Below are 11793 nucleotides of genomic sequence, written 5' to 3'. Positions count from 1 at the left end.
TACCGTTGTTTCAGTCAATGCTCAACAACGAATTGCTCTTTATTTTGTTGTTATTTCATTTGAGTTCCCTCCCAGATATCGGGGTGTTTTAAATGTTTGAATCCATTGGGCATCAACACGAACCATCATTTCTGATGAATCATTTTTGATGGCATTCAGCCAAGGATTTTTCGCATCTCTCAGAATAAACTCTACTTTAATAGACTGCACGAACACTTCAGGCGGAACCCGATTAGCTTCAATCCATACCCCATCATCAAACGGGTTGATTGGATAAATCATTTTTTTGAAGTTATACACATTGTCGTGATAGCAGTAGGGATACTCATAGCGCGATACCATCCGATTGGAATGAGACATGGGATTGTACTTTCTCTTCGGAGAAAATTTGCATATTTTATGACTCCATTAATCCAAGAGTGTAGTAGTTATCTAACAATCGAGCGAAAGAAAACAGCCGTTAGATTGATAAGCCAAAGTTATCTTTAGTTCAAGCCCTTCTGTTCTCAAAACTTTTTCTGCCTCATCCAACAGCTCAAAAGAGTTGAACCAAACTTGAATGATGCCCTCAAGTTTATGATGCTTTAAGGTGTATCCTCGTTCGTGATGGGAGGGGTGACGGCATCTCACGAAGCAAGCCGTTCTGAGGAATGTGTGAATGTTTCTGGTCATTTTTATGTGTTCTGTTATTCAAATAGGATGAGAGCGCTGCTTTCTTGGTTTTTCCCGTAGTCTGGGTCTACCTGCTTTCTCAACGCTTCAAACTCATCAAATAACTCACTCCGAACGTACTTGGTGTTGTTTCTAGAGCTTAGTTTGTAATAGGCGTGTTGCCATTCTGCAAAGGCATTCAATGATGCGCTGCTGTGCAGCAACCAATCGCAGTTGTTGAGGTGCTTGAAGCCCCACTTTTCATCAGTCCATTCGGTGTTCGCATTATCAGGGCAAACGCATCTTATGTTTGGAATGCTTACTGGGCAAGGATTCCAGCCCGGTGAGTCTTTATCCTTATGAATTGGTAGAACCCTTACGGGGAAAGAGGTCTACAATTTAGATGCGTTTGCCCTGCATTATCCTTGCTATGCCAGCAAAGATACACCGCACCTGGGAATCCTTTGAGTAGCACTATTTCGTACAAATTCCAAGCTTCTGTGTAACGGTAGCAACTTTCTTCGTTGATGCACTCTCCGCCTTCATCTAAACTCATTTGAGTACAATCTAACCCGAAACAGCAGTGCATTGTGTACCTCTAACTTACTATTTTTTCTACACTAGCGACAGCTATCTTATTAAGATTACTTTTTTTTATGTTAACATTCCGCCGGAAATAGTTCTTGGTAAAAAGTGGTTATTTCCTGCTTAATGGCAATCTATAGAACTCTCAAATGAGTTTCGCGTCCTCCGAATTGTGCAACTTCCTGAGCTTCGATATCTCCCGCTTCCAAGGCTTGTCGGATGACTGAATTATCGGGCGATACTTCAATGCGTTGAAACTGGGGAGGAAGTTGATTTACTTCACAAGGGAGTTTCAGGGGTAAAACTCCGCCATTGTTGCTGATAGTTAAGTGGAAGCGATGCAGGCTTAGTTTCTTGACACCCTGAGATTTGAGACACTTTTGGAGCTGCGCTTTCATCCAATCCACTCGTTTGCTATCGGTAGCTGCGAGTTTACTCAGGCGTTCTGCTTCAGATTTACGTTGTTGGCTCAGGGCATGGCGGTTGGTAATGGCAGCGCAGTAGTTATCAACCTTGGAAAGCCATTGCTCGTAGGTACTACCCCGTTGTTCTAAGAGTTGTTGCACCGCTACTTCTAATTCGGGTGTGATTTCTTCACCTTCGATGTTGTCGATTAGCTTATCCAAGTCCTCCAGTTCTACAGTAAGTAAATGCAATGACTTAGTGCGCCCTCGGTGAGCCTCACAGCGATTGGAAATCAGAGCACGTTGGTCTGGGTTCATGTGTTGCCATGCTTGCTGCACAATTGAGTCGGTTTCAGGAGTTTCGGGGGTGTCGTATTGTGCTTTTAGTTGAGCTTTGAGGGCGGTCAGTGCTTCTATTCCCCGCTCTGAGGTTGCTAGTAATTGAGCGCAAATAACATCCAATAAGGACGTATTGGGCGTATTAGCCGTAGATTCACTCGATGTGACAGGTTCTTGAGATGCGGGTAATTGTGTCTTCTTTGTGGGCATGTGTCGCAATTGTTCTAATTGTGATTTACAACCATTGCGATAGCCATTTTGTTGGAGTTATTTTAGTGATTAATTTTATCAAGTATTAGCTATTAGTAAGACGTTATTATTATAATATTTTAAATAAGGAAGTTGCCCCAAGCGCAAACTTGAGGCATGATAGATTAGATCCTGCTCGCAATAATCAGATTTGTCGCGACTAATTGAAACTGAGCTTCGGTCAACCCTATTGTTTCACCATCATCCGTACAGGCAGTAGCAATCACTTGACCGCCAAGTGCAATACTGCGACGGGTAATGCAGGTTAAGGGCAATTCCTTGTATAAGAATTCCTCATCACAGATTAGGTCTATCGCGGGCTCTGGAAATTGATTCCGGACATATTCTATGAACGCAGGTTCACCTGCAATGCCCACTCGGTTTTGCAAATCTGCAAGTTCCAACTTTTCTTCTACTTCCAGCCGATGGATTCCTGTTGAATTAATCAAAGCGTAGAGCATAGCTTACTCCCTATTTTTTACACCCTAGCGGTAGCCCTTTAGTTTAAATTTTTCGTAGATTTAAAATTACTCTTGATATTAAGTTGATTTAGTATGACACCAACTCAACTAGACCAGAGAACAATACCGAGACACAAAGCCGCTCTCAAGCGCAATGAATTGAGCTTACCTATGGCTGCTAATATTGATGGGGGGATACTCCAACACCACCACACACTCTTGGATTATGGATGTGGTCGTGGGGATGATGTCCGCTTCCTCCAAGCAATGGGTTTTCGCTCCCGGGGTTACGACCCTTACTACTTTCCCCGAATCAAAAAAGCGGCTGATATTGTCACCCTGATTTATGTCCTCAGCACTATTAAAACTCTCATGGTTCGGTATGAAGCGCTCATCTCTGCTTACCACTTAACCCGCCAAACTCTGGTGGTTAGTGCTATCACGCCCGCGATCGACCAATCATGCGGGTATTGCTTATAACGATGGCGTAATTACCAAGTGGGGTACGTTCGATAAGTGCTACTCCCACACCGAACTCAAACACTTTATTGAAGATACTTTGGGCGTACCTGCTCGGTATCTCACTCACAATACCTACACCGTTTCTCACAACTCTAAAGCTCTTTCCCTGATAATCTACCCAAGATTTTTTCCTTCAAAGGCAGTCTGTCCCCGCCATTTGGAGGGGGCTATTTTAATTATCCAAAACCACCGGATTTGGTGAGGTCAGACTTAAACTGAAGCCAATACTATCATTTTATAACGTAATAAAAGCCAGCGTTTATGAAGAAAAAACCATCAATACCAGATGCAATTCTGGCTATAGATTTTGGCGGCTTATCTACTAGAGTTTTCTGCCAAAGCTCGCAAGCAGGCAGTAAAGCAAGCTCCTTTGTAATGGAATCGCAGGTGGGGCCAGTGAGCCAAGACATAGCCAATTGTTTCACCAAACCTAACCTCGCATCAGCATCTCCCGAAAATATTGCTTGGGTGGCAATTGGTAATGAATGCCGAGCCGTTGGCTACCTAGCAGCAGCGCAATTCAATGCTCACATCGGTTTGGCAGGACTGAAGTACAGTAGCGCTTTGTACAAAGCTCTAGCAGCTTTGTGGGTAGTGTCGCGGAAGTTAGATTTAGGCAATCAATTCAGCGCTGCGCTCTCCGTTTTCTTGCCCCCAGGCGAATTTAATGACTCCAAGCAATTTTTTGAGCTATTAAGTCAATACTCTGCTTCATTTGAAACACCCACCGGCAAGCTCTCCGTCACCCTGGACAAAACCCAAGCTTTGCAAGAAGGCGGCGGCATTGCTTTGATCCACAACAGTAATTTAGGTTCAGCCTTCAAGCAGCGGGTAACTGCCTTTGTTATGGTAGGATTTCGCAATGCTTCGGTAATAGTTTCGGCACGCGGTGCTGTCGGTAAGGGCAAAACTTCAGACTTAGGAATGGTAAGGTTGGTGGATCTAGTTCAAGAGCGAACATCTAACTACGATGCTTCCCGTTTGGCTTTATCAATCGCTCAAGCGGGCGTAAGCTACAACCGCCCTTACTTTTACCGAATTGCTCGGAATCGAGAGGAAACAGCTAAAGATCGAGAAGTTGACCAATTGATTGAAGCAGTCAAGCTGTCTCGCTTCGACTACGCTCGAATGCTATCTCATTGGATTAATGAAGTGCTGCCGCCCGATTTAGATGAAATTGTATTTTGCGGGGGTACTTCTGAATATATGAAGCCAGAACTGCGAAATCAGTTTTCTCCTTATTCGCTGTCTTGGCACGCAGGTATAACAGTGCCAAAAACGCTCGATCCTGATGGTTTAGGTTGCCGCATAGCTGATGTTTACGGACTATTTTCTTACTTCAAATCTCAGTTTGAGGTACTGAGGCAAAGGTCTGTTGCGGCAACTTCTCAGAGGGCAGAAGATACAACTTCCAGTTCAGGAGATGCTCCAGTCCCCACGACTGATATACAGAGTGTAAAAGAATGTGCTGAACAATCTACCAAGCCAAAATCTGAACAATCTACCAAGCCAAAATCTGAACAACCTACTCACCCAAAATCCGAGCCACCTACTAAATTAAAACTTGAGCAATTTACTCACGCTAAATCAGAGCAATCTACTGAACAAAAATTTGAGGAATCTACTGAGCAAAAGACTGAAGATATTACTGCCCACATTCCGCACCCTCAACTGGCACACACGCAGTTGGGGTGCCCCGTCCGAGTCGATCAGTCGGCTCTAGATGAGTAGAAATACTCTCGCCTGCCGTGTCAGGTGATCGAGCAAGCGATCGATTCAGTTGGAAAATGTACGAGCGTGTAAATTAACAACAAAAACCAATTATCCCCCGTGCGACGCGGAGGATAAAAATAGTCTAAACTCAAGTAGCAAACAATTCGCTCGATCGAATGAAACCCGTGCATCAAGCAACTGAACTCGCCGTCTCTAACCTCGACCATCTTGGTTTAATAGCAGGTCTAGTTGATGAAATAGAAATTGTCCAAAAAATCAATGAGTTAGTAGGGGAACAACCGGGTGAGATTGTCAGTCCAGGTCTAGCAGTCAAAGCAATGATTATCAATGGGTTAGGGCTTGTTTCCGCTCCATTATACTTATTTCCTAAATTTTTTGAAGGCAAAGCGCTCGAACATTTAATGGGTGAAGGTATTCAAGCATCACACCTGAATGAATACCGTTTAGGTAGAGTATTAGACAAGCTATATTTAGCAGGCAGCAGCCAAATATTTACAACTATTGCCGCTTCAGCAGCTCAAAAATTTGAGCTCGATACAGAGACATCCCATTTAGATTCAACTTCCTTTCACCTGCATGGCAAATACGAATCCGAGCTACCATCTGTATCTGTTATCGAGCCAGAAACGGCGCTAGATAGCGAAGATAGCGAAGATAGCGAGTCAACTAAACCCGTGTCATCTGCCGTGCCAATTAAGATTACCTACGGCTACTCCCGCGATCGCAGACCCGACTTAAAACAATTCATTTTAGATTTAATTTGTAGTAGCGATGGAGATGTACCGCTATTTTTACGGGTGGGTTCGGGAATGAATCAGATCGAGCCATATTCGCATCAATTTGTCAGGAGTTTAAACAACAGTTAAACCTTGACAGTTTAATGGTTGCAGATAGTGCATTATATTCAGCTCCTAACTTAGAAATGTTAACCAATTTAAGATGGTTAACCCGCGTACCGTTGAGTATCAAGCAAGCGCAGCAACTGGTATCTCAGTTAAATGAAGCAGAATTTACCCCCAGTTCTGTGAGTGGATATAGCTGGTCAGAACACAAAAGTAATTATGGTGGAATTGAACAAAGATGGCTAGTAGTAGAGAGCAGTTTGCGACGCGATTCAGACCGAACAAAAACTCGAAAAAAAACTCAAAAAAGCCCAGGCTGAAGCTGAGAATAAACTGCAAGAACTCTCAAAAATTGAATTTGCTTGTGCCGCCGACGCTGCCGCCGCAGCTCATCGCTTATCCAAACAACTAAAATTTTACAATATCACCCAAGTTAGTAGCAAAGAAATTACAGTAAAGACTAATACTAACGATCCAAATGCTCGCGAGAAATCCAGCTCGAAACAGAGATTTAAAGTTCAAGCAAAACTGGAACCAGATACAGGTGCGATCGCCAAAGAAACCAAAGCCTGTGGCAGGTTTATTCTCGCCACTAATGTGCTGGAAACTCAGCAATTAGAGCCTGACGATATGATTGTGAAATACAAAGAACAGCAGTCAGCAGAAAGAGGGTTTGGGTTCTTGAAAGATCCGCTGTTTTTTACGGACAGTGTATTTCTCAAGTCGCCGGAAAGAATCGAAGCTTTGGCATTGGTAATGGGTTTGTGTTTGTTAGTCTATACTTTAGGTCAAAGGTTACTGCGTCACAGTTTGCAACGCACTAATTCCCAATTGAAAAATCAGTTGGGCAAACAAACTAATCGACCGACGCTCCGTTGGATTTGCCAGATATTTCAATCAATTCATCTGGTGAGCCTACAAGGGATTCAACAAATTTCTAATTTAACAGCCGAGCGAATGGCTATATTGAACTTGCTGCCGCTCTCCTGTAAGTCTTATTATTTATTAATCTGAGATCGAGCAGTTTGTTTGATGAGCAAAACTGACAGAAATTTCATAAATATTTGATTCAGTAGTGATGTGTAATTATCAGGCTGCTGGAAATATCTGCTGTCGATTAATAGTTAATTATGACGGATGAAGGTGTTGTTAGATATCGAGAATCTAGGATTTGCCCGAAAGCAGTTAATTTTCAACTTGCCCCAACAGGTCGATGCGATTGTGACCCAACAGGTCGCGGGTATTTTTGATTATTATCTCGGACGAGAGACTCGGACGGAGCACCCCAACTGCGTGTGTGCCAGTTGAGGGTGCGGAATGTGGGTTACTGAACCAAAACTTGAGGAACCCGCTGAACCAAACACTGAAGATATTACTGAACCAAAACTTGAGGAACCCACTGAACCAAACACTGAAGATATTACTGAACAAAACAGTGAAATTTGCGCTCAACAAAAGGCTGATTCAAGTATCAAAGATAGCTGCTTAGATGATTCTAATAAATTGAGTGATGAGTCGTCGTCGAATACAGAACCTTCATTAGAGGAATCAGAAGCAAACTTAGATGCAGCTCTCTTATTGGGAGGGCCCTACCGAGGTGCTGGAAAGAAGGTGAGGAATTATGCCTAGAAAACGCTACAAGGAATTTTGCTGGCGCTGTCAAGTTTTGCCAGATTCCGAAGACGCTATCTTGCTATCTTACCTGCAAAATCATCCTTTTTTTAGTTTCAAGGAAACGATTTTACCTCTAATCAAAGCGCGGTGGCTGTTAGCATCTTTACGCAATAGCGGTAGTCATTCTAGTACAGACTTAGAGTATTTGAGGCGAGAAAGCATTAATTTTTTGCTCAGGCAGATAGATGAAGTTTGCCGAGATGCGGGATTTAACTGTACCGATTTAGGAGCAATTGCCCCTGGTATTTCTTCGGGTTTAATTCCTTTAGCTACTTTCCCTCACTTATCGAATTCAGGTGCATCTATTGCTACGGAATTAACTGCCCCTGAGAGTTCAAATCCCGCAAGTTTGCCCGAAGAAAAAGAAGCAGAGGAATTTTGGGGAGAAGTTGAGTTTGAAAACAGCGCATTTAACTTAGCTGGTTTCGATCCAGCAATGGTCGGGCCTAGCTTTAGTTAAAAATTATTAAGTCTTGAATAGACATCGACATCCAGCAAGGAGGAATGAAATGACTAACATGATTCACTTGGTTGACGGCGAGAAAGGTGGCGTAGGCAAGTCGATGCTAACTCGGATTCTGGTTGAATTCAATCAGAAGTATGAACTGCTGTACACGTTAATTGATGGTGATTTTCAAAATCCTGATGTGCAGCAGCGCTATCCTGAACACAATGCAAAAATCGTAGCTTTAGTTGAAGATGAAGAGAAGTTTTTCGATATCGATATTATTTTTGAAACAGCAGTAGAAACTCCTGTGATTGTCAATTTACCAGCTCGGGTTTACAGCATTATCAACAAATGGATTGACGAAGCTAATTTAACCTCTCCTGATTTTAAAGAGCAGTCAGGAGTTGATGTATGCAAGTGGTTTATTTGCGGGGGCACGACGGACAGCATTGAAATGTTTATTGACTCTTTCAACTACTTTGAAGGTCAGCTCAATCACATTTTTGTCCGCAATTTTGGAGTTTGCAAAGATTGGTCGCACGTACAAAGCCATAAGGAAATGAACAAGCTCATTAATAATTACCGAATTCCTGTGGTAGATTTGCCGGCTCTGAGTGCAAGAGAGCGCAAGTTTATTGATACGAAGCGGTTGTCGTTTTCTCAAGCAATGAAACACTCTGAATTCTTCTTGATTAGTCAGCAGCGATTGCATACTTTTCTGGAAGACTGTTTCCGTCTGATAGAAGATGTAGGTTTGTTTAACAACGCACCCAATCGCAATAAAAAAGAAGTCATCGCGCCCTATGAACAAAAAAAAAATGAGGAAATGCAGATAGAAAATGAGCCCCAAAATGAGTAACAAAATAAGCAACAGGTTGTAAAGTCTCAGGAGGCTGTAATTTGTAAAAAAGGTATCGTAAGCTTTTAAGAATCTAAATTAAGGCTTACGCACAGACTCTACTGATAGGGTGTGCCGAAACCAGCCCGCTGGCTGAGTGCAATCAACGCAGTTGTGTTATCCCAGGCGTTGGATATTAGCAATAAACGTTGTTTATTGCGTTTAAATTCTGAAAGTAAGAAGATTGATCCATCGCCCGCTACGAGATTTCCAGGGTTTCAAAAACTTCTTCACCACTGGGCCAGCGGGCTGGGTGTGCCGAAACACATCTTAATACTACAGATAGTGTCTAAACCGATAATTTGCGGGTATTCCTGTAAATTTTACAGTCAATGGGTGATGAACTCGTTAGGAGACGGACAAAATATGAGTTCACACTATAGAATGCGCGATGCAGAACAGCATAAAGATTAGGATTTTGATTAGGTAGGAGGTTAAATGTCCGATCAACTTTTAGAAGAACTTTCCGAAGTTGACTCTGAAGAGTTTGGCGAGATATTGGAAACGCCAAGGGAACAGGGAAGACTTAAGAGACCTCCACAAAAAGAATGATCCAATAGCTATGTGGGTTTAGCGAAAATTTCTACAAACCATTTGTGAAGATTGGGGAGACGATGAATCTGGGTTTCAATTTCTGCCATAGCTAACTCCGAAAGTTTAACTCCTGTGGAGTAAATTGTTTCTACCAATGTCACCACTGGATTTTTATCCTTAAATGTGAGAGTTTTGGCGAAATTTACAACAGTCTCAACAGTGTCAAGTAAACTACCATTCCAATGCTTTTCTAACCAACCAAAACAACGTTCTATTGGGTTATATTTACTATGATAGGGCGGATAATAAGCTAATTGTAACGTCAGTTGAGATTGTTGGGAAAAATCTAAAATTCGTTTCATAAACTGAGTACGACGAGAATGATTTTCCGGTCCATTATCCTGATTGATGACCAATTTTTGAATGTGACTAAAACGGTGTTTAACAGTTTGCCACCAACTTTCAAGTAAGTCAACTATACAATCAGCCGTCAACTTAGAAGTAACGAAGAATAAAAATAGCTCATTGTACTCAGGCAGAAAAATACCATAGGGAATCACACTTGATTGAGTCGAAAAATCGTGGTCAACTGCAATAGTTGGCGTCCGATTTTTACCACCTCTATCAAATTCTCCAATCTTGACGGAAGCTTTGGCATCAATGGAAATTCGGAGAGTATTTGGGTTATTATCGGCTGCTGTATTGACTTGTTCAAGTTGTTCAAAAATGGCTGAGGTCTCGGGGATTTTTTTGACTGGTTTAGTTTTCAAAACTCGTTTTAAGGTATAACCCAAATCATTCAATCTTCTTCTAATTGTTTCGGCGCTCGGTAGTTCTTCATCACTATAACCAAATTGTTTAATTAATTGACGACGGACTTCATTGGCAGTCATGCGCGTATATAATCGTGTACTCTTAAAGCTAGGATCAGTTTGACTGTGTGGGTCTACTAACGATGTAATATCTTTCAATAAGTTGGGTAATTTTGTTTCAACCCGCGGGTGCATCTCACTTTGGCACATACATCAAATTGAAAGTTGACCGTTGAGATAAGCACAGCGAAGAGCAAGCATAGAGGAAACGTTCTCAATATTCCATTGCGCTCCCGATATTTTTACCCTTAATCCAATGCGTTTTATTGTTGATTCCACTGTTCCAGAACCAATCGAACTTATGGATTCTTCTTTGTAGTATTGGTAATTTACTATTCGGCAGCGATGGGTATCTAAATAATTGCAAAACGTTTTAAATGCTTGACCTTTAAAGTCTTTAAATAAATTTATAACTTCATCAACTTTGCCTTGCCATAACATATTTTCGGCTAATTTCAATCGTTTTATTGAACCCCCTACCTTGTAGAGATTTTCTTTCAGATGATACCAATCTAAGATTTCTTGTCTTTGTTCATTGTCTCCAATTTCTTTAAATATGTTCCAAATTCCGGCATGGCCATCTCCGAGGCAATACATAGGATGTAGTAATTTTTGGCTATTAGTCCAATCAATTAAATCTTGATTATTTTGAAAAACGCTCCCGCATAAATATTATCTAAACACACGGCTTTATAGTCTTTCCAGTAACAGCTCTCGCCCTTGGTTGCGTTGCGTAGTCTGACTTTACCGCCATCCAATGTAATTTCTTTGACTCCTTGTTGAGATGTAGGCAATTCCAATTCTTGTCTTTTGACTAATCTTTGTAATGTACTGTGAGAAATTTTGATCCCAGTAAATTTTTCCAAATCTTTTTCTGCCATTTGATAAGATTCGTTAGCACTGATTAAAAGACAGCAATTTTCCATCAGGGGACTAAATTGACTGTAAGCTTTTAAGCCAAAATATTTTGCCTGATTATCTGTAATGTCGAGCGATCCGATTATTGATTTTATTTTTCGGGGTTTTCCTGTTTGAATTCCTGATACTGCTGAAAAAAAAAGCTACCTATTTCTGGACCAACCTCTGATAACATTTTCTGACGGACTGCTTTTTCTATACTTTCAAAAGTTTTTAACTCAGTTGGCTCTGTATTTCTGTAAAGAATTTTTGCTACCGCTTTTAAGTGGGCTTTTAGTTGTTGTTGGTCTGAGGGTGTCATTTTATTTACCTCATCTTTATTTGACGATTTTACTAGCTTTTTCATTTTAACTCTTTTTTGACACATTCGCAAAAGTGAGATGCACCCCAACCCGCTTTCGTCCACTGCGCTTGAAACCATCGACAATTGGCTCACCACTTTTCAATTCTTTCATCCCTTTACGGATGGTCCGTCTATTCCATCCTAACTCCCGTTCTACTAACGTTTGTCCACCTATTCCTAAATCTTTGACTACCGATGCCATGAATTGTCGTCTGTCTGTCCCCTTGAGTTTTTTAGCTGTTTCGATGTAAAGAGATTTGGCGTGTTCGGTCAGTTTCATGATAGATTTTAGAGACATAAGATAGGCTGCACACTGAAA

11 protein-coding genes and 4 pseudogenes are annotated in these 11793 nt (G+C 41.6%); 7 read left to right on the top strand and 8 right to left on the bottom strand.

Going from position 1 to position 11793, the window contains the following annotated elements; translation table 11 throughout:
• Positions 1-39: 39 nt before the first annotated feature.
• The 5 genes from OSC7112_RS33035 to OSC7112_RS33025 all read right to left on the bottom strand — a co-directional run bounded on the left by OSC7112_RS33035 (position 40) and on the right by OSC7112_RS33025 (position 2689).
• On the bottom strand, positions 40-360 hold the full coding sequence (locus OSC7112_RS33035; protein ID WP_015179762.1) for a hypothetical protein: 321 nt from the start codon (positions 358-360) through the stop codon (positions 40-42).
• 72 nt (positions 361-432) lie between these two features.
• Positions 433-672: a hypothetical protein gene (locus OSC7112_RS37570; protein WP_015179761.1), complete on the bottom strand. Its 240-nt coding sequence runs from the start codon at positions 670-672 to the stop codon at positions 433-435.
• Positions 673-686: 14 nt separating this feature from the next.
• Positions 687-875, bottom strand: a complete 189-nt coding sequence (locus tag OSC7112_RS39020) for a hypothetical protein (RefSeq protein ID WP_150111754.1) — start codon at positions 873-875, stop codon at positions 687-689.
• 495 nt (positions 876-1370) lie between these two features.
• Positions 1371-2189, bottom strand: coding sequence for a siphovirus Gp157 family protein (locus OSC7112_RS33030; protein WP_015179759.1), 819 nt, complete (start codon positions 2187-2189; stop codon positions 1371-1373).
• A gap of 164 nt (positions 2190-2353) precedes the next feature.
• Complete coding sequence (locus OSC7112_RS33025) at positions 2354-2689, bottom strand: DUF3846 domain-containing protein (RefSeq protein ID WP_015179758.1); 336 nt, start codon at positions 2687-2689, stop codon at positions 2354-2356.
• 93 nt (positions 2690-2782) lie between these two features.
• Between OSC7112_RS33025 and OSC7112_RS33020 the strand changes: the two genes are divergently transcribed.
• From OSC7112_RS33020 to OSC7112_RS32995, 7 genes and pseudogenes are all read left to right on the top strand, one after another.
• Positions 2783-3169 (top strand): class I SAM-dependent methyltransferase, encoded by a 387-nt coding sequence (locus OSC7112_RS33020; protein ID WP_041623877.1) that lies wholly within the window; start codon positions 2783-2785, stop codon positions 3167-3169.
• On the top strand, positions 3123-3413 hold the full coding sequence (locus OSC7112_RS40490; protein ID WP_190274469.1) for a hypothetical protein: 291 nt from the start codon (positions 3123-3125) through the stop codon (positions 3411-3413). Before OSC7112_RS33020 ends, OSC7112_RS40490 begins: the two co-directional genes overlap by 47 nt.
• A gap of 59 nt (positions 3414-3472) precedes the next feature.
• Complete coding sequence (locus OSC7112_RS40485; RefSeq protein WP_015179757.1) at positions 3473-4942, top strand: ParM/StbA family protein; 1470 nt, start codon at positions 3473-3475, stop codon at positions 4940-4942.
• Between the two features lie 167 nt (positions 4943-5109).
• A pseudogene (locus tag OSC7112_RS33010) lies at positions 5110-6801 on the top strand (IS1634 family transposase).
• A 303-nt stretch (positions 6802-7104) separates the two neighbouring features.
• Positions 7105-7416: a hypothetical protein gene (locus tag OSC7112_RS37555; RefSeq protein WP_015179756.1), complete on the top strand. Its 312-nt coding sequence runs from the start codon at positions 7105-7107 to the stop codon at positions 7414-7416.
• Positions 7409-7921, top strand: a complete 513-nt coding sequence (locus OSC7112_RS33000; RefSeq protein WP_015179755.1) for a hypothetical protein — start codon at positions 7409-7411, stop codon at positions 7919-7921. The genes OSC7112_RS37555 and OSC7112_RS33000 overlap by 8 nt, the downstream gene beginning before the upstream one ends.
• 49 nt (positions 7922-7970) lie before the next feature.
• The gene (locus tag OSC7112_RS32995) at positions 7971-8768 is read left to right on the top strand and encodes a P-loop NTPase family protein (protein ID WP_015179754.1); all 798 of its coding nucleotides are present in this window, start codon (positions 7971-7973) and stop codon (positions 8766-8768) included.
• Between the two features lie 599 nt (positions 8769-9367).
• On the opposite strand, the pseudogene OSC7112_RS32985 reads toward OSC7112_RS32995, so the two are convergent.
• The 3 pseudogenes from OSC7112_RS32985 to OSC7112_RS42535 form a co-directional block, all read right to left on the bottom strand.
• Positions 9368-10339: pseudogene (locus tag OSC7112_RS32985) on the bottom strand (ISAzo13 family transposase); the annotation flags it as partial.
• A 27-nt stretch (positions 10340-10366) separates the two neighbouring features.
• Positions 10367-11432: pseudogene (locus OSC7112_RS32980) on the bottom strand (ISKra4 family transposase).
• 76 nt (positions 11433-11508) lie between these two features.
• Positions 11509-11772: pseudogene (locus OSC7112_RS42535) on the bottom strand (ISAzo13 family transposase); the annotation flags it as partial.
• Positions 11773-11793: the final 21 nt, after the last annotated feature.

This window comes from Oscillatoria nigro-viridis PCC 7112, from assembly GCF_000317475.1.
Classification (GTDB): Bacteria; Cyanobacteriota; Cyanobacteriia; order Cyanobacteriales; family Microcoleaceae; genus Microcoleus; species Microcoleus nigroviridis.
This window is presented reverse-complemented; position numbering and strand designations above follow the sequence as displayed.